Origin of the sequence: Pseudanabaena sp. FACHB-2040, from assembly GCF_014696715.1 — a bacterium.
Classification (GTDB): domain Bacteria; phylum Cyanobacteriota; class Cyanobacteriia; order Phormidesmidales; family Phormidesmidaceae; genus JACVSF01.
The window spans coordinates 633,237-650,076 of the sequence record NZ_JACJQO010000022.1 but is presented as its reverse complement, the minus strand read 5'-3'; the positions used below and the strand labels follow the sequence as shown (position 1 = coordinate 650,076).

Sequence of the window (16,840 nt, the reverse complement as noted above, 5' to 3'; positions counted from 1 at the left end):
CCCTCATTGGCAGGTCAAATTGTTTGGAATCTACTCAACCGTGCTGGATTGGCTCAGGAGCTTGAAACCCAGACCTGCTGTAATAATTTGAATCTCGTTGCGCATCTCGTGGGTAGGTTAAAGACAACTGCTTGAGTTGTGGGGGTAGAAACCCGGTTTTTAGCCTGTCGCCGTTCGGGGTTCCTACTAGCAGATCTATCATGGGGATACAATAGTCAAACTGACTGTAAAAGCCTTCCAAAAGACATCCAAGAGACATCCATGACCTCTGCTGCGCCAGCCAAAACGGAATACGAAGCCATCATCGGTCTGGAAACCCACTGCCAGCTGTGTACTGCGACCAAGATCTTCTCCCCCGCCTCCACCGCCTTTGGAGCCGAGCCCAATACCTACATCGACCCAATCGTAATGGGTATGCCTGGGGTGTTGCCGGTGCTAAACGAAAAGGTCTTAGAGTATGCAGTCAAAGCAGGTTTGGCGTTAAATTGCCAGATTGCACCCTACAGCAAGTTTGACCGCAAGCAGTATTTCTACCCCGACCTTCCCAAGAATTACCAGATCTCTCAGTACGATCTGCCGATCGCTGAGCACGGCTGGCTAGAGATTGAGCTGGTCAACAAAAAGACTAAAGAAGTTACCCGCAAGCGCGTTGGTATTACCCGCCTGCACATGGAAGAAGATGCCGGTAAGCTGGTCCACGCAGGTAGCGATCGCCTCTCTGGCTCGACCTACTCTCTGGTAGACTACAACCGTGCCGGGGTGCCCCTGGTAGAAATTGTTTCTGAACCCGATCTGCGCTCGGGCCAAGAAGCTGCTGAATACGCTCAAGAGTTGCGCCGCATCGTGCGCTACCTGGGCATTAGCGACGGCAACATGCAGGAGGGTTCTCTACGCTGCGATGTGAACATCTCAGTGCGGCCTAAAGGCCAAGACGCGTTTGGCACGAAGGTTGAAATCAAGAACATGAACTCCTTCAGCGCCATTCAAAAAGCCATTGAGTACGAAATCGATCGGCAAATCAAAGCCGTCGAAGCTGGCGAACGAATCCATCAAGAGACCCGGCTGTGGGAAGAAGGCAGCCAGCGCACCATCAGCATGCGCTCCAAAGAAGGCTCTAGCGACTACCGCTACTTCCCTGAACCCGACCTGCCGCCCATTGTGGTGTCAGTCGAGCAGAAAGAAGCCTGGCTAAAGGAACTGCCCGAACTGCCCGCTCAAAAACGCACTCGCTACGAGAGCGAATTTGGCCTGTCGCCCTACGATGCCCGAGTTTTAGCAGATGATCGTGCCGTCACCGAATATTTTGAGGCTGTCATTGCTGCTGGAGCCGATCCCAAGTCGGCCACCAACTGGATTACCCAAGATATTGCGGCCCATCTCAATGCTGAGAAGCTAGCCATCGACGAGATTGCCCTAAAGCCTGAAATGCTGGCCGAAATGGTCCAGCTCATCGATAGCGGCACCATCAGCAGCAAAATCGCCAAGGACATGTTGCCAGAACTGCTCAAGTCGGGCGGCTCTCCTAAGGCTCTGGTGGAGAAAAAGGGCCTCAGCCAAATCTCCAACCCAGCGGAAATCGAAGCCATCATCGACAAGGTGCTGGCCGACAACCCCACTGAACTGGAGCAGTATCGGGCTGGAAAGACCAAGCTACAAGGCTTCTTCGTAGGTCAGGTGATGAAGCTTTCGGGCGGCCGAGTGGATCCTAAACTGACCAATCAGCTCCTAGCCAAAAAATTAAATGGCTAAACTTGTTAAGAAATATACGATAAGGGGTTTCACCCCTGGTGCCACGTGTGCAATACTATGTTATGTAGATGCACCCTGATGGTAGGGAGAGCTGTTCGCGGCTCTCCTTTTTTTTGTCTACTCAGACTTACGGGCTGAATCAACCTCCGCCCCTTACCTTCCACCCTCTGCCTTCTCCCCTATCTTCCACCTTCTGTCCTCTGCCCTTAGCTTTCCCACCCTGATATAATCCCCCCTATCACAAATAGGTCGGGGAAAGGCTATGGCAGACTGGCACGTAGTTCCAGGTGGAGTGACGGCACCTAAAGGATTTAAAGCGGCAGGGATTGTGGCTGGGTTAAAGCCTTCAGGCGCGCCAGATTTAGCGCTGATTGTGTCGGAGGGAGATGCGATCGCAGCTGGGGTCTTCACCACCAGCTACGTCAAAGCTGCCTGTGTAGACTACTGCCGCCAGCGGCTAGAGGCCCGCTCTACGGCTCGCGCCATTTTGGTCAATGCTGGGCAGGCCAACGCCTGCACGGGCAACCAGGGCTGGGTAGATGCCGTCGAAAGCGCTGATGCTGTCGTCAAAGCTCTCGACATCCCTGGCGATTCGGTTTTGATTGCATCAACCGGCGTGATCGGCCAGCGGATCAAAATGGATGCCCTCAAAGCAGGCATTCCCTCTTTAGTAGAGGCGCTCTCCGAAGAGGGCTCAGACGCTGCTGCCAAAGCCATCATCACTACCGACCTGGTGCCCAAGTCTATTGCTCTAGAGACCCTGATCGACGACCGCCCAGTTCGCATCGGCGGTATCTCCAAGGGATCTGGCATGATCCACCCCAACATGGCAACCATGCTGGCCTTTGTCACCTGCGATGCCGCCGTCTCGCCGCCCCTCTGGCAAGACATGCTGCGCCGCGCTGCCAACAAAAGCTTCAACCAGATCACCGTTGATGGCGACACCAGCACCAACGATTCCCTCATCGCCCTGGCGAATGGTGAATCCCGCACCCCCGCCATCACCGATGCCGGACCCGAGGCCGAGAAGCTAGAAGCGATGCTAACTGAAGTCTGCATTTACCTGGCCAAAGCCATTGCCCGCGATGGCGAAGGGGCTACTTGCCTAGTAGAGGTCAACGTCAGCGGAGCCGTGAACGATGCCGCTGCTCGCCAAGTAGCTCGCACCATCGCCGGATCAGCCCTAGTTAAAGCTGCCATCTTTGGGCGCGACCCCAACTGGGGCCGCATTGCTGGAGCGGCAGGACGGGCAGGGGTTACCTTCGACCAAAATGACCTACGAGTACAGCTTGGCGACGCTGTACTAATGGAGCACGGCCAGCCCCTGCCCTTTGACCGCCCTGCTGCCAGTGCCTACCTGAAGCAGGCCGCCGCTGGAGAGTATCTCAAGTCCGATACCGTTTTGATTGCTGTCAGTATCGGCAGTGGACCTGGCAACGGCACCGCCTGGGGCTGTGATTTGAGCTACGACTACGTCAAAATTAACGCTGACTACACAACTTGACACGGGTGGGAACTTCCCTTTATTGTCTACTGTCCACTTCTTCAGATACCCCTGTGGAGAACTTAAGACCAGTGGATTTGATGAAACGCCAATTAAACCAGCTGTCTTCGCAACGTTCCCTGTTTAGCTTTCCTGGCGTAGCCCGTACCCTGCCGGCCCTGGCACTATGCGTGGGGGCAGGCTCGATTCTGATGCTGTCTCCTACCCGCGTCGAGGCGCTGGAGGAACTTACCCTCACCTACGGTGAAATGCCGCTGCAAACGATTCCCGTGCGTGACCTAGAGCAGTTTGCCGTGACCGGAGAACCGTCTACAGAGATCCGCTCGCTGCTTGATGCGGCGGGCATTGATACCGCTACGGCCCAATCAGTTCTCGTCAAGGAACTGGAGGTTGATGGTGAGCTGCTCAGTCGAGTCGCTCAAACCTTTGTCGGCGAAGCGGTATTGCAGCAGGCAGGAACGGCAATTTCTCGCCCCGGCTCCTCTACTGAAAGCTGGCAGGATCTGCGGCGTGCTCTGCTAACCGCGATTGAAGATGATCGCCTGTCTACTCTGGAAGTGCTGCAAAACTTTGAGGGAGCCTCACTGACAGTAGATACCCAACAAGTTGGTAGAGTCGCTGGCAACGTACAGCGCAGCGTTAGAGATATCCAATCTTTGGTGGAGCTGCTGCGCAGCCGCCAAAACCAACCTGCTCGTTAGTAACGGCAAATTCCTCGGCCTTCAGGCAGGATTGAGCGAAGACTGACTCCGCTCAATTTGGGGAAACTTTTTTCTGAGCAATCACGTCACCCGCCTGTACTCCTCACACTAGAGAATCTGATTCTGTGCGCCTATTTACTGCCCTCCAGCCTCTGCAACAGCTGTTCTCCCGCCGGTTCCAGGAAGCGCGCGGCAAGTCGTTTAGCGGTCGGTTTGCGATCGCACTTCTCCTCAGCGGCACCGCCACCCTGCTCCAGACCCCCCACGCCAAAGCTGTCGAAGAGATCAGCCTGACCTATGGCACACTTCCCCTGCAGACCCTTTCGATAACTGACCTGACCACTTTCGCCACAACCGGAGAAGCCTCTCCAGAACTGCAAGCCCTGCTGGACTCGGTGAACTTAGACAGCAGGTTTTCCCGCAATATTCTAGGCGGTGAAATCGAAGTTAACGGCGAACTCCTCAATCAAGCTGCCTCTACCTTCATTGGCGAAGCCTTTTTGCAGAAGGTAGGCACAACCCTCACCCTGCCCGATGCTGCTACAGAGAGTTGGCAGCCGCTGCGAGATGCGTTGTTGCTAGCCTCAAGCGACAACCGCCTCTCGCTGATTGAAGTGCTGCAAGCCTTTGAAGGGCCCGCGATTGCCATTGACACGCAGCGGGTCGGAGAAGTTGCTACCCAAGTGCGGCAAGACACTGCTGCTATACAGGCTTTTCTGGCCTCATTTAGACAACAGTAAGCCGACCCTCTGCCTTCTGCTTTGCGCCTGTCTCCTCTTTCCTCGCCAAGGATCGGTTATTGCGACTTACCTCAAACACGCTCCAAGGATAATCTAACGAAGTTAGCACTCCGTGACGGAGAGTGCTAGGTTTTCACTGGAGAGCTGAAAGGCAGGACATGGCGAAATTAATTTCCTTTAATGAAAAGTCTCGGCAGGCGCTGGAAAAAGGCGTCAATGCCCTGGCAGATGCGGTCAAAATTACTCTTGGCCCTCGGGGCCGCAACGTGGTGCTGGAGAAGAAGTACGGCGCACCCCAGATCGTGAATGACGGCATTACCATTGCCAAAGAGATTGACCTGGAAGATCCCTTTGAGAACTTGGGCGCTCGCCTGATGCAGGAAGTGGCCTCCAAGACCAAAGACCTAGCGGGCGATGGCACCACCACCGCTACCGTCCTAGCCCAGGCAATGGTGCGCGAAGGGCTGAAGAACGTTGCTGCTGGCAGCAACCCGGTCAGCTTGCGTCGCGGCATTGAAAAAGCCGTGAGCATGCTGGTCAGTGAAATTGCTAATGTAGCCAAGCCTGTAGAAGGCAATGCCATGATTGCCCAAGTCGCGACCGTTTCTGCGGGGAGCGATGAAGAGGTGGGCCGCATGGTCGCTCTGGCAATGGACAAAGTCACCAAAGACGGCGTCATCACCGTCGAAGAATCTAAGTCCCTCACTACCGAACTCGATATCGAGGAAGGGATGCAGTTTGACCGGGGCTATATGTCGCCCTACTTTGTCACCGATCAAGAGCGGATGATCACCGAGCTAGACAATGCTCGAATCTTGCTCACTGATAAGAAAATCAGCTCAATTCAAGACCTGGTGCCGGTGCTGGAGCGAATCGCCCGCGAGGGTGCGCCCCTGCTGATCATTGCTGAAGACATCGAAGGCGAAGCCCTAGCGACCCTAGTGGTCAACAAGGCCCGCGGGGTGCTGAATGTGGCTGCGGTAAAAGCTCCCAGCTTTGGCGATCGCCGCAAGGCCATGCTGCAGGACATTGCCGTGCTCACCGGCGGCCAAGTGATCTCTGAAGAAATTGGCCTCAGCCTCGATACGGTCTCCCTAGAGATGCTGGGCGTGGCGACCAAGGCTACTATCACCAAAGACACCACAACATTAGTGTCTGACAGTGGCAACAAGGCCGACATCGACAAGCGCATCGCCCAGATTCGCAAGGAACTGGACGCAACCGATTCTGACTACGACAAAGAAAAGCTGTCGGAGCGGCTGGCTAAGCTGGCAGGCGGCGTGGCTGTGATCAAGGTTGGCGCGGCCACTGAAACCGAGCTAAAAGACAAGAAGCTGCGGATTGAAGATGCCCTTAGCGCCACCAAGGCAGCTGTAGACGAAGGCATTGTTCCCGGTGGTGGCGCAACCCTGCTGCACCTAGCAGGCAAGCTGCAGTCGCTCAAAGACAGCCTCACCAGCGTTGAGGAGAAGGTCGGTGTTGACATTGTGGTACGGGCTTTGGAAGCGCCCCTACGTCAGATTGCCGATAACGCTGGACAGCAGGGCACCGTGATTGTCGAGAAGGTTAAGCAGCTCGACTTCAACATGGGCTACAACGCGCTGACCAGCCAGTACGAAGACCTGATCGCCTCCGGCATTATTGACCCTGCTAAGGTGGTGCGTTCGGCTCTGCAAGATGCGGCCTCGATTGCAGGTATGGTGCTGACTACCGAGGCCCTAGTGGCCGAGAAGCCTGAACCCGCTGCGCCTGCAGGTGATCCCGGCATGGGCGGCATGGGTGGTATGGGCGGCATGGGCGGCATGGGTGGCATGGGCGGCATGGGCGGCATGGGCGGCATGGGCATGATGTAAGCCGTCTAAAAGCCCAGCTCTAAAGTGACAAACTTAAAATCTCGGTAAATTGAGGGGGCACAGCTTTGGCTGTGCCCCTTATGCTTAAAGCGGGATATTTCTGGACGAAGATTTTATGGGTACTCGCAAGCGCCGACCCCTCAAAGCCAAGCGCAAGGCTTCTGTCAGACCCACGCTAGGCTTGCCCTCTGAGCCGATGTTGTCTTCTGCCGACCCAATGGAGGAGCTTCTTGACTATGAAGAAGACGAGGCGGAAGAGGGGGAGTACCTAGACTATAACTACTCGCCTCCCGGCTCTGCCCCCGGCACTCTCAACATTCCCGATGATGCGCTGCCGACTGAGCTGGTGCTGATCGACTACGACCGGCGGCAGGCGATTCATCGAGATTTGAAGGATGTCGATGAATGCATTTCCTATCTAGACAAAACCTCGGTTTCCTGGATTGATGCGCGCGGGTTGGGCAGTGAGGCAACGTTAAGACGCCTAGGCAGCATTCTTAAGCTGCACCCGCTGGTGCTGGAGGATGTGGTGAACGTGCCTCATCGACCCAAGATTGACTACTACTCTGACCATTTGCTGATCGTTATGCGGATGGTGCGGCCCAAGAAGTCAGGAGAGGGCATTTCTAGTGAGCAGGTCAGCTTTGTGCTAGGCCGTAAGTTTCTGGTGACGTTTCAGGAGGAGCCGCACTGGGATTGCTTTGATCCGGTGCGCGATCGCATTCGTCGCAACATTGGCACTATTCGCCACCAAAGTTCTGCCTTTCTTACCTACACGCTGCTCGATGCCATTATTGACAGCTTTTTTCCGGTGTTAGAGGAGTTGGGCGAGTTGATTGAAACCCTGGAAGAAGAGGTGGTTGCTAACCCCACCCGCGAAACTATTACCAGGATTCACGACCTGCGCCGTGACCTGATGATGCTGCGCCGCTCTGTCTGGCCCCAGCGCACCATTATCAATAGCCTGATCCGAGATGGCGATGAGCTGATCGGCTCCGAAATTCGGATTTACCTGCAAGACTGCTACGACCACATTGTGCAGGTGCTCGACATTATCGAGACTTACCGGGAGATTGTTGCCAGTTTGATGGATGTGTACCTCTCTTCCATCAGCAACCGGATGAACGAGGTAATGAAGGTGCTGACGGTGATCTCGACGATCTTTATTCCCCTAACCTTTATTGCCGGGGTCTATGGTATGAACTTCAACCCGGAGGCGTCTCCCTTCAACATGCCGGAGCTGGAATGGTACTGGGGCTATCCGCTAGCCTGGGCCTTGATGATTGCGATCGCAGCTGGCCTAATCTACTACTTCTGGCGGCGCGGCTGGTTTGAAAATTTCTCGCCTACGAAACGTTAGTCGTACTGCGCTCGCGGCTTTCAACGCGGGCAGACTGGCGATTGCGGCGGCCCAAGAATAGCAAAGCCAGAAGTGCGATCGCAGCCGACACCGCCGTAATCCAAACGGCTGTGAATTCAGACTGGCGGATGGCAACGGCAATGTAGGCCCAAACAAAGACTAGGGTAAAGGCAATATCCCCTCGCTGCACCGCCAAAATTGCAGCAATCACCGCCCCCACAATCAGCATGATCACGGTCCATATGGGAGCGCTTAGACCAAAGCCATTCCAGCCGTTGGCGTAGAGGGCAGAGGCGATGTTGACAATCGTTGCTACCGAAATCCAGGCCAGGTAAGTGCTAAAAGGGATGTGGGCACTCCAGCGCTCCTTGCGGCGGGCCGGAGTGAGGCCGGTCCCTAGGGTGACGTAAATGCCTGCCAGCGACACCAAAATTCCCAGCATCGCCAGTACCGAAAACCAGTAAAGCCGCAGCGGAAACAGCAACGACCAGGCAATTTGAGACAGGCAGGCCACAATCAGTAGCCAATCAACCTTCTGCAGGCGGCTATCGCCCTGTTGCACTGGCTTGTATTGGTAAAAGCCGTAGGCAATCACGCCCAGATAGATCAGGCCCCAGATCGCAAATGCGTAGTTGGCTGGAATGACCAGAACGCCTCTCAGCTCATTGTTGGCCAAGAGCGCGACCGATCTGCCTCCAGGCGGCGGAAAGTTGTTCAGAATGCTGCTGGCAAAGATTGTGATAAAAATGATAGCGATTGTTGCGATCGCAAGCGCCTTCCCCGATCCAGAATGATGTGTCGATTCGGTCATAGCTGCCTCACCCAGTCTTCCTTCTGCATCATCCTCGGCCGACACAGAACTGTCACCTATCTGGAGTTAAATTCACCCTCTCCCTTCCTGCGTCCTCTTATCGCACCACTGCTTCGCCTTCCAGACGGCCTCATTGCGAGAAAAGACACAGGGTACCGCTACAGCACAGCCCTGCTCGTAACTTACCCAGGCGGCATAAACCACCTGTCCATGATCCTCGCTCTGGTCAATCTCGACTTTGAAATCGCGGTAGGTAAAAGCCATCACGATATGGGGATAGTCGGGAGATTCAATCATTCGCCTACTCCTGGGCGGAATGCCTGGTATGGAAAAGAGCGAAGCATGCATCTAAAGTCCTAGCAGGTTTGCCTAGACTGTCTCTGCAATGCTTCGCCCCTCTAGACCTACGCTATCTGGCTTAATTAAGCAGCCGCCATGTTTTGGGCAGCAAAATCCCAGTTCACGACGTTCTTAAGGAACGCATCCATGTAGTTGGGGCGGCTATTCTGGTAGTCCAGATAGTAGGCGTGCTCCCATACATCCATAGTGAACAGCGGTACCTGCCCCTGAGTCAGGGGATTGTCGGCGTTGGCGGTTTTAGTGACCTTAAGAGTGCCGTTGTCTAACACCAGCCAAGCCCAGCCGCTGCCAAACTGAGTGGCCCCGGCGCTTTTAAAGGCTTCAGCAAATTTATCGAAGCCACCGAAGTCAGCATCGATCTTGCTGGCTAAATCTCCTGTGGGAGTGCCGCCGCCGTTGGGCTTCATGCTGTTCCAGTAGAAGGTGTGGTTCCAGGCTTGAGCGCCGTTGTTAAACATCCCCTGCTTATCGGGGTTGCCTGCGATCGCTTTGATCACCTCCTCAATCGGCTTGCTCTCAAACTCGGTGCCCTGAATCATCTCGTTGTACTTGCTCACGTAAGCCGCATGGTGCTTATCGTGGTGGAATTCCAGGGTGCTCTTAGAAACGTGGGGTTCAAGGGCGTCATAAGCATAGGGCAAAGGGGGCAATTCGTATCCCATTGTGCTCTCCTCTCAAATTAGGTTGTGATCTAGCCTCAGCCATATGCCTTTAGGATGGGGGCTGCCTAAAGACATAGCTTTGCGCTCTGATCTATAGAACTACGCCTAAATGAGAACTATGCCTATGCCCCAGAGGGGGAAATTGGCTCTAAAAGCGGTAGTTTTGTTCTCTAACCCACAAACTTACAGGCACAGCATTGCCTCGCCTGTCTACTTTGACCTCGGCCACAAAGGCTTCTATGTCTTGCTGCTGTACTTCGCCAATGGTTCGATTTAGCTCCTCCCGCCGATCTTCTGGCATGTAGTAGCTCTCTAGCCCATAGCGAATTTGGCCCCACGGGGTAGTCTCGCCCCTAAGAGCGACTTGATTAGGGCCGAGGTTCTCAGGGCGCTCTGGGCTAACGCTAACTGGCCGCCACGGAGTTGGCCGAGGGCCTGGAGACGCTTCTGGCTGTTGAAGCACTACGTAAAAAGACCCCGGAGATTCGGTGGCAAAGACCTCTGCTCCCCCCGGTAAGACCCTGAGGATAGAGGGATCGGAAACGTCATAGCGGAGCGTTTGGGAATAGCCTCTTAGGAAGTCATAGGGGTCAACTGGGGCCGTTTGCAGCACGACGATTTCACCCGTGGCGTAGGTATAGGCACTCTGGGCTGGAACCGAAACCAGCAGCGCCATCTGGATCAGCAGCGGCGTCCAAAAGCGCCAAGCTGGAATAGTGCGAGGCCGCTCTTTGGCGGGAATCTCTGCTATCTGGGGCTGCCGTTGAGGCGGCTGCGGCGTTTGAGGGGCTTTTAAGGGATCAGAAGCAGGGTTCATCGTGTTTTCTCCTGAAGGGTTGGAGTGGGCTTGATGTGGCGCTCAAACCAGAGTCCGGCAACGATAATGCCAGCACCGCAGAGCGCGAACGCAAGAGCCTTGAGCAGCAGGTCCGTGTTGTATTCCAGGGTGCGGCTCATGATGCTTACAACTAGCAGCACCATGCCGCCCCAGAACATCCCGCGCGTACCCAAAGCCAGACCGTCGCGAATCAGGGCTAGGGCCAGACAAAACAGCAGTAAGTTGTAAACGGCAGGGCCGATGGTGGGCAGCGTAACCATTTCGTGCCAGATGGCGGTGCCAGTAGCCAGCGCAATACAGGCTGCGACAGAGCCGCTGTTAATAAAGTGGTGGGGAAACTGCCGCTGGCTTAGGCCCTGGCGAACGATTTTGATCCAGCCCCAAAGGGCTACCAAACTGAGTACAGCTACGCTCAGGAGCAGCGGAGTGGCTTGCTGTTGGTAGCCGCCTGCATAACTAAACCAGCGAAATTGCCAGAGCCAGTGAAATGAAACGACGTAAAGGAACAGGCTAAGTGCGGTAACAGCCAGTACTCGACTGATGGCTTGAAAGGGAAGTGGGTGTTGGGCAGCGGGTAATCCGGCAAGGCGCATTGCCTTGGGCTGATCCCACTGCCAGATCTGATCGGTGTAGCTCCAGAGCAGGGCCGGGGGCAGGGCGACTGCGATCGCAATTCGCCACCAAGACGAGTCTGTCGCCGCCAGCAGCCCCAAACTGGTCTGTAGAGTAACTGCTACCCCAATTGCCGCTAGCCCAAAGAAAGCCCGAGAGCGGCACCAGTAGGCCAGCGGCACAAACAGCCCAGCCATTACCAGCGGCATCTGCTCAATCAAAGTCATCCAGCCCGATGCCGTGCCAGCAGCCCAGTCAGCCATTCCCAGAAAATAGCCAATCGCCATCAAAGACAGCGACAGCACGCCTAGGGAAGCCAGCCTTAGCCCATAGGCCATTGCTAGCACGCCTAGGCTCCAAACTAAGTACAGCTCGTACAGGTTGCCGCTCTGGTGAAACATCTGAGAGGTCAGCCCCAGATTGGCTCCCAAAATTAGAGCCCCCAGCAACAGCATTGCGTGGCCCAATCGCTGCCCGCTTTGAGAAGGCGATCGCCGCCACAGGTAAAATCCGGCCCCATTGACCGCAACAAACAGCGCAAACAGCAGCAGCGTGCGAAACTCACGGGGCCAGCCCTGCCAGTTAGCCGCCACATAAGTAATCACACCCAAGCCCAGAAGAATGCCGCCCAGACTCAGCAGAATGACGACAAACCGGCTCTTGGCCTCGCCTTCGAGTGCCTGGAACTGGTACCGCTGAGCCAACGTCTCGTAAACGGAAGCATCAATCAACCCGTCCTGCCACCACTGCTCCGCTTCCTGGCGCAGGTGACGACGAAATTTTTCAGAATCCATAGCTCGCTCCCCGGTCTACCAGGGTGAAGGGTGGAACTGGCGGAAATGCGGTCAGAAATCTGGCGAAACAGGGCGCTAGCTGTCAGGCAAAGCCCTCTGTTTCGCAAGCTCTCTGGCTTATCACTTGCATTTCAATCGCTACCAGCTGTGAATCTACAGTGCCACACGTTCTCAGCCGCAGCGGTGGCGCAGGGACACTCTACCTAACCTGCATGGTATAGGGACTGATCCCAAAAAGCCTCAATGTCTTAACGCTGCGTTATCTAGTCCATTTGTCAGAGCTGTGACAGCGCCCCCAACTGTAGACCACTTAACCCAACCGTCCACCCTCCACCTTCTACCCTTTACCCTTTACCTTCCTTAATCCTTCTTCTTCCCGCTGCCCTTACCGTCCTCTTGCCGACGCCGAGGCGCATCGTCATCGTCATCGTCGTCGTCGTCATCATCGTCATCCGCCAGCACGGGCAGATCAATAGGCACCACTTCAGTCTGCATTACTCCGGTCGGCATCACTTCGGTCTGCACTACTCCGGTCGGCATCACCTCGTTTAAAGCGGGTTGAGGCGGTACTGTTTGAGGCGCAGTAACGCTCTGAGCCGGTTGAGGTGCGGGCGGCTGTAGCCACTGCTGAATCAGAATTGGGATGGCGGTGGTGCCTGCGATCGCAACTGCACCAGCCATACCCTTGATCAGCATGGCCTGCAGAGGATTGGAGTTTGGGGTAGGAGAACCGGAATCTGTCATAGCAATCGCGGTTAGGGTGGGGCAAATTGTTACAGTCTGCTCTAAAGACGCTGGCAGAACCTGACAAGTTTCGACTGCTCGCTCTCTTTACCGAGACTTCATTTATCTCAGTAAGCTAGACAGATTAATCAGGTGGGGCAATTAAATCTTGGGTTTCTTTTTAGTACTGCTAGCAGCGTTTTTCTTTTGCTTCCAAAACGTGATTGTGCGGGTGTTGTTTAGCCTGCAGCCGGTGTTTGGGCTGATGCAGACAGGCGGGTTTGTAGAGCCAACGCTGCCCAACTCGTTTCTGCTGCTGGTAATGCGAACGGTGCTGGTGGTGCCGCTGATGGCAGTACTGGCCCCATCACTCTATCCGGCCACTTGGAAGGACATTCGTCAACTGGCCACAGTAGAAAAGCGGCGGGAGCTGAGATTTGCCCTGGCAGGGGGCCTCTTCATGTTCCTCTACCTGGCTCTGCTCTATTTGGCAATCGGCCTGATTCCCACTGGCATTGCCCTGACGCTGTTTTTTACCTACCCCGTGTTTACGGCGCTCTTTGCCTGGAAGCTGTTCGGCACTCGGCCCAGCGCCTTGCTCTGGGGGGTGATGGGGCTGATCTTTGTAGGCAGCACTCTGACAGTGCCCCAAGCCACCTTTTCCCTAGCCCACAACAGTGCTCTGGGCGTCGCTTTGGCAATTGCTTCAGGTATTGTCTACGCCCTCTACTCGGTCAATGCTCAAAAGAGCTTTGAGCACACTCACCCGGTGCCCTTTACCTGGGTCAGCTTTGCCACAACGCTGGTGCTGTCGGGTCTCAGCCTGCTGGTCTGGCACGGTCAGCTCAACGACTTGCCCTGGACTCCGCTGTGGATTGGTAGCCTGCTCTCAGGCATTGTCACCCTGACTGGGCACCTGTTGAACAATATCGGCATTCGCATCATCGGCGCGACAACGGCCTCTCTAATCGCCTCGACCAACCCGGCTCTAACGGTAATGCTAGCCTGGTTGGCGATTCAAGAAACGCTCACGGGCAAGCAACTCATCGGTGTGGTGATTGTGACGCTGAGCGTAGCGCTGCTGAGTCGCAATCGCAGTTTATCCAAAGCAGATTGAGATCTGTGTGTTGGCAGGGGCCAGGGGCCTACATCCGTTGCAGGGCTTAATGCATCTTCAAACAAAATAGGTATGAGATCGACCTGTTCGCTCTCACTTCCCTTTCAGGCAAATGTATTAATTTTTACTTGTTTTTGAGGATCAGATGATCTACTATCAATCCTCATAGCTGTGTCTATGCAGCTTGTTTTCCCCGAAAACCTGGTCTGACGCTACCGGAAGGTGATTGGACCCACCCGCCGATAGCTGACCCGACAGTAGATACTACCTGCTGTACGGGCTGCCTTAATTTTAGGCTGCCCTACTGCTCGTTCATGTCTGGCCCGACCCGCTTTTCGGGGATTCCTAACCCACAAGTAAAGGAATCCCCTTGAAATGCTGCAAATTCAATACTTCCTGTCGTCTCCTCTAGGGGAGGCGACCCTGTCACCTGCGCCAATCAATCCACCTGTGCAGCCGGGGCGCAGGCGTCTGCGCCTATATCTCGTCGGCTCCGAAGCCGAGACTCAACACGCAATCGACACCCTGCACGTGCTGGGCTACGCCGAGCGCTTTGAGTGGACCCAGGTGATCGACCTTCCCGAGAATGGCCTATTTGTGCATCCGTATCCGGGAGATGTGCTGCGATATTTGAGGCGCGATCGCAAGATCTAATCTCCCCAGCGGTGCCTTGTGCCTAAGCGACAACGCACCGCTTTCCCTCAAGGAAGCTGTTTCTGACCCATCCGTAGGCTACTCGTCGGCTTTATAACGAACAGTTACCTGACCTTGATCAAGCACCAAAATCTCACCCCCCAAAGCCTCAATCCGTTCAACGGCAATTCTCTGGGTCTGCTCATCGTTGGTGTAGTTGATCACCTGAATCCATGCGCTAATCTGGGCCGCTCGACTGGCCGGATTCTGGGCTAAATAAGCTGCTGTTTGGCGAGAGGCTTCAGCGACAGCAGCGGCCCCTGGGTCAGTTGACCGATCGGCCCATGCAGCAGCAGTTTCAAAAGACTCACGCGCCCCAGGGCCATCGCCCAAAAATAACAGATGGTCAATGCCCTTGTAGCGCCACACCCGATAGCCTCCTTCCGGCGTTTCTGGAGTCATAGCAGCCAGCCCCTTAGCCATCAACTCAACAGTCCGTTCAGGTTCGCCTGCATAGAGAGACGTGCTGGTCGAGAGAAACAGATAGGGCAGGGTGAAGTAGGGGTCTTTATCGACAATGACCTCAAAAAACTTTGGGCTGGTGCGGTAGCCGATTTGAGAGCGCACATCATAGTTGCCAAAATACTGTAAGAAGTTTAGAAAAGCCCAGTTGGCCACCAGATTATCAAAGCCAAAGCTAGGCGAATTTTGCAACACCGTGAGCTGCACTTGCTCCTGTTGCTCAGCAATCTGGAGCTGCCCTAGAGACTGCGCTCCCGCAGCGGGAGATTGGAGTACCTGGAGCCTTTGGCGCTGCAATCCAGCGACACCAGCGATCAGTACGGCTCCTAAAAGGGCCGGAACCAAATAGTAGAGTAGGTTAATTGACTTTATAGGGGTATTCATTGTTTTAAGGTTGGCTTTAGAGAGCACCTTTCCAATAGTTTGATTCAATAAATTATGAGAAATACAAAAAAGGGTCAATCCGTAAAAGATTGACCCTAAAAATTAAGCAAAGAAGGCAGTTGTCTAGCTCTTGCAATCAGGAGACTTAGCGAGTTGCGCTGTTACACTGGTAGTTCTTGAAGCAGGATTACTAATACCCACTGTAGGGGTTGTGTTAGGAGAAGCTGCAATGCACAGCAGTGCGGTAGTTGTTGCATTACCCCTATCATCTTGCAGGATATAGGTTGCGCCAGTATAACCTAACAAAGCCTCATCTTTCGGACTAGCAGAAGAGAAGATGGAGTTTGACAGGGTGCCACCAGTTATCAGCGCAGGCTTCGTGTAGTTGTAAAACTCGGTTGAGGTTTGAATACCTAGGCCCAGCAGGGAAATCTCGTTTGCGAAAGTTCTGTTCTCTAGACGGTAAGCTTGCTGCGCCCGGTTGATGGAACCGATGTAGGTGGTTGCTTCAGATTGGCGAGCGCGGTTGGCTTGGTTCAAGAAGGCGGGTAGTGCGATCGCAGCCAGAATACCGATGATGATGATAACCACCAACAGTTCAATCAGGGTGAAACCACCGTCTTTCTTGTTCTTGAGAAGATGTTGAATTAGTTTAGCTTTTAGAGTGGATTTCATGGTTTTAGGTGTCTCCTTGTGAAGCGGGTTGCTCGTAGCTGCTTCTTGACCTAGATTACCCACGCCTAACAAGTTACCGATCACGTCGGCGAAAAAAAGTGCACCTAAGCTATTAAATTGCTGTAAAAATGGGCCTTAAACCTTATTCCTGCTGGGTTTTTTGAGTGTGCTCCTTTCTCTAAAGTTCTGTTTTAAAGGGCTAGAACCTGTTCTTTTTCCCCCTTAAGGAAGAAGCGCTGGGTATAGCAATGCGGTGATTTGAGAACTTAAATGTCATCGCAGCTAGAGATGCTTACCTGGGTGCCTGAAACAGCAACCGAGGGAGCCAGAGAATGAGTTGGGTCGCCATGACAGAGCTTAGAAGTGGTGGTAGCTGTGCCATGAGGCCCAATGTGGACATAGACAATACCGGTAAACCCCTTCAGCGAGACGTCTTGGGGAATTGCCGCTGAGACAGCTACCAGAGACGAACCCTGCAGCACGCTGTATTGATATAAAGAGGTATCTGTCAGTAAACCAATGCCGAGCTTCTCAATTGAGTTGGCAAAGGTAGGGCTGTCGAGGCGGTAAGCCTGCTGAGCGCGGTTAATCGACCCCATGTAGGTTAGGGCTTCGGTTTCCTGAGCGCGACGGACTTGACCGAGGAAAGCGGGAAATGCGATCGCAGCCAAGATCGCCATAATGACAATGACGACCAGCATTTCAATCAGGGTGAAACCAGAGGAGTCCGTTGACTTAAGGCGGCAAAGGGGCTGCGGCCGTGTTAGTCGGGGGTAAAGATTGGGCCTTTTCATCAGCGTTT

General features: G+C 54.5%; 17 protein-coding genes. 8 read left to right on the top strand and 9 right to left on the bottom strand.

The window, feature by feature from the left end:
• Positions 1–261: 261 nt before the first annotated feature.
• From gatB to corA, 6 genes are all read left to right on the top strand, one after another.
• Positions 262–1,749, top strand: a complete 1,488-nt coding sequence (gene gatB / locus H6G13_RS25885; protein ID WP_190488286.1) for an Asp-tRNA(Asn)/Glu-tRNA(Gln) amidotransferase subunit GatB — start codon at positions 262–264, stop codon at positions 1,747–1,749.
• A gap of 262 nt (positions 1,750–2,011) precedes the next feature.
• On the top strand, positions 2,012–3,253 hold the full coding sequence (argJ, locus tag H6G13_RS25880; RefSeq protein WP_190488284.1) for a bifunctional ornithine acetyltransferase/N-acetylglutamate synthase: 1,242 nt from the start codon (positions 2,012–2,014) through the stop codon (positions 3,251–3,253).
• 80 nt (positions 3,254–3,333) lie between these two features.
• The gene (locus H6G13_RS25875) at positions 3,334–3,954 is read left to right on the top strand and encodes an alpha/beta hydrolase (protein WP_190488282.1); all 621 of its coding nucleotides are present in this window, start codon (positions 3,334–3,336) and stop codon (positions 3,952–3,954) included.
• A gap of 125 nt (positions 3,955–4,079) precedes the next feature.
• A complete protein-coding gene (locus H6G13_RS25870; RefSeq protein WP_190488281.1) occupies positions 4,080–4,694 on the top strand; it encodes an alpha/beta hydrolase in 615 nt (204 codons plus the stop codon).
• 158 nt (positions 4,695–4,852) lie between these two features.
• On the top strand, positions 4,853–6,547 hold the full coding sequence (gene groL, locus H6G13_RS25865; RefSeq protein WP_190488279.1) for a chaperonin GroEL: 1,695 nt from the start codon (positions 4,853–4,855) through the stop codon (positions 6,545–6,547).
• A 217-nt stretch (positions 6,548–6,764) separates the two neighbouring features.
• The gene (corA, locus tag H6G13_RS25860; protein ID WP_347277535.1) at positions 6,765–7,907 is read left to right on the top strand and encodes a magnesium/cobalt transporter CorA; all 1,143 of its coding nucleotides are present in this window, start codon (positions 6,765–6,767) and stop codon (positions 7,905–7,907) included.
• Here corA and H6G13_RS25855 read toward each other — a convergent pair.
• From H6G13_RS25855 to H6G13_RS25830, 6 genes are all read right to left on the bottom strand, one after another.
• Positions 7,894–8,718 (bottom strand): tryptophan-rich sensory protein, encoded by an 825-nt coding sequence (locus tag H6G13_RS25855; protein ID WP_190488277.1) that lies wholly within the window; start codon positions 8,716–8,718, stop codon positions 7,894–7,896. The genes corA and H6G13_RS25855 overlap by 14 nt on opposite strands.
• Positions 8,719–8,790: 72 nt before the next feature.
• On the bottom strand, positions 8,791–9,015 hold the full coding sequence (locus tag H6G13_RS25850) for a hypothetical protein (RefSeq protein WP_190488275.1): 225 nt from the start codon (positions 9,013–9,015) through the stop codon (positions 8,791–8,793).
• A 125-nt stretch (positions 9,016–9,140) separates the two neighbouring features.
• The gene (locus H6G13_RS25845; RefSeq protein WP_190488273.1) at positions 9,141–9,740 is read right to left on the bottom strand and encodes a superoxide dismutase; all 600 of its coding nucleotides are present in this window, start codon (positions 9,738–9,740) and stop codon (positions 9,141–9,143) included.
• 148 nt (positions 9,741–9,888) lie between these two features.
• Positions 9,889–10,557 carry a GDYXXLXY domain-containing protein gene (locus tag H6G13_RS25840; protein ID WP_190488271.1) on the bottom strand — a complete coding sequence of 223 codons (669 nt, stop codon included), beginning with the start codon at positions 10,555–10,557 and terminating at the stop codon, positions 9,889–9,891.
• Positions 10,554–11,984 carry a DUF2157 domain-containing protein gene (locus H6G13_RS25835; protein WP_190488269.1) on the bottom strand — a complete coding sequence of 477 codons (1,431 nt, stop codon included), beginning with the start codon at positions 11,982–11,984 and terminating at the stop codon, positions 10,554–10,556. Before H6G13_RS25835 ends, H6G13_RS25840 begins: the two co-directional genes overlap by 4 nt.
• Before the next feature lie 360 nt (positions 11,985–12,344).
• Positions 12,345–12,728, bottom strand: coding sequence for a hypothetical protein (locus H6G13_RS25830; protein WP_190488268.1), 384 nt, complete (start codon positions 12,726–12,728; stop codon positions 12,345–12,347).
• Positions 12,729–12,873: 145 nt separating this feature from the next.
• Between H6G13_RS25830 and H6G13_RS25825 the strand changes: the two genes are divergently transcribed.
• Positions 12,874–13,824, top strand: a complete 951-nt coding sequence (locus H6G13_RS25825) for an EamA family transporter (protein WP_190488368.1) — start codon at positions 12,874–12,876, stop codon at positions 13,822–13,824.
• A 375-nt stretch (positions 13,825–14,199) separates the two neighbouring features.
• Complete coding sequence (locus tag H6G13_RS25820) at positions 14,200–14,478, top strand: hypothetical protein (protein ID WP_190488266.1); 279 nt, start codon at positions 14,200–14,202, stop codon at positions 14,476–14,478.
• A 78-nt stretch (positions 14,479–14,556) separates the two neighbouring features.
• Here the strand turns inward: H6G13_RS25820 and H6G13_RS25815 are convergent, their stop codons facing one another.
• From H6G13_RS25815 to H6G13_RS25805, 3 genes are all read right to left on the bottom strand, one after another.
• Positions 14,557–15,363, bottom strand: a complete 807-nt coding sequence (locus H6G13_RS25815) for a hypothetical protein (RefSeq protein ID WP_190488264.1) — start codon at positions 15,361–15,363, stop codon at positions 14,557–14,559.
• 123 nt (positions 15,364–15,486) lie between these two features.
• Positions 15,487–16,038, bottom strand: a complete 552-nt coding sequence (locus H6G13_RS25810) for a type IV pilin-like G/H family protein (RefSeq protein ID WP_190488262.1) — start codon at positions 16,036–16,038, stop codon at positions 15,487–15,489.
• A gap of 266 nt (positions 16,039–16,304) precedes the next feature.
• Entirely contained in the window at positions 16,305–16,832 is a 528-nt protein-coding gene (locus H6G13_RS25805) for a type IV pilin-like G/H family protein (RefSeq protein WP_190488260.1), read from the bottom strand.
• Positions 16,833–16,840: the final 8 nt, after the last annotated feature.

Coding starts and splice junctions, on each gene's coding strand:
- gatB (WP_190488286.1), top strand. CDS start 262: ATGACCTCTGCTGCGCCAGCCAAAACGGAATACGAAGCCATCATCGGT.
- H6G13_RS25835 (WP_190488269.1), bottom strand. CDS start 11,984: ATGGATTCTGAAAAATTTCGTCGTCACCTGCGCCAGGAAGCGGAGCAG.
- H6G13_RS25850 (WP_190488275.1), bottom strand. CDS start 9,015: ATGATTGAATCTCCCGACTATCCCCATATCGTGATGGCTTTTACCTAC.
- H6G13_RS25815 (WP_190488264.1), bottom strand. CDS start 15,363: ATGAATACCCCTATAAAGTCAATTAACCTACTCTACTATTTGGTTCCG.
- H6G13_RS25830 (WP_190488268.1), bottom strand. CDS start 12,728: ATGACAGATTCCGGTTCTCCTACCCCAAACTCCAATCCTCTGCAGGCC.
- H6G13_RS25875 (WP_190488282.1), top strand. CDS start 3,334: ATGAAACGCCAATTAAACCAGCTGTCTTCGCAACGTTCCCTGTTTAGC.
- H6G13_RS25845 (WP_190488273.1), bottom strand. CDS start 9,740: ATGGGATACGAATTGCCCCCTTTGCCCTATGCTTATGACGCCCTTGAA.
- H6G13_RS25855 (WP_190488277.1), bottom strand. CDS start 8,718: ATGACCGAATCGACACATCATTCTGGATCGGGGAAGGCGCTTGCGATC.
- H6G13_RS25820 (WP_190488266.1), top strand. CDS start 14,200: ATGCTGCAAATTCAATACTTCCTGTCGTCTCCTCTAGGGGAGGCGACC.
- H6G13_RS25805 (WP_190488260.1), bottom strand. CDS start 16,832: ATGAAAAGGCCCAATCTTTACCCCCGACTAACACGGCCGCAGCCCCTT.
- groL (WP_190488279.1), top strand. CDS start 4,853: ATGGCGAAATTAATTTCCTTTAATGAAAAGTCTCGGCAGGCGCTGGAA.
- corA (WP_347277535.1), top strand. CDS start 6,765: ATGGAGGAGCTTCTTGACTATGAAGAAGACGAGGCGGAAGAGGGGGAG.
- H6G13_RS25840 (WP_190488271.1), bottom strand. CDS start 10,557: ATGAACCCTGCTTCTGATCCCTTAAAAGCCCCTCAAACGCCGCAGCCG.
- argJ (WP_190488284.1), top strand. CDS start 2,012: ATGGCAGACTGGCACGTAGTTCCAGGTGGAGTGACGGCACCTAAAGGA.
- H6G13_RS25810 (WP_190488262.1), bottom strand. CDS start 16,038: ATGAAATCCACTCTAAAAGCTAAACTAATTCAACATCTTCTCAAGAAC.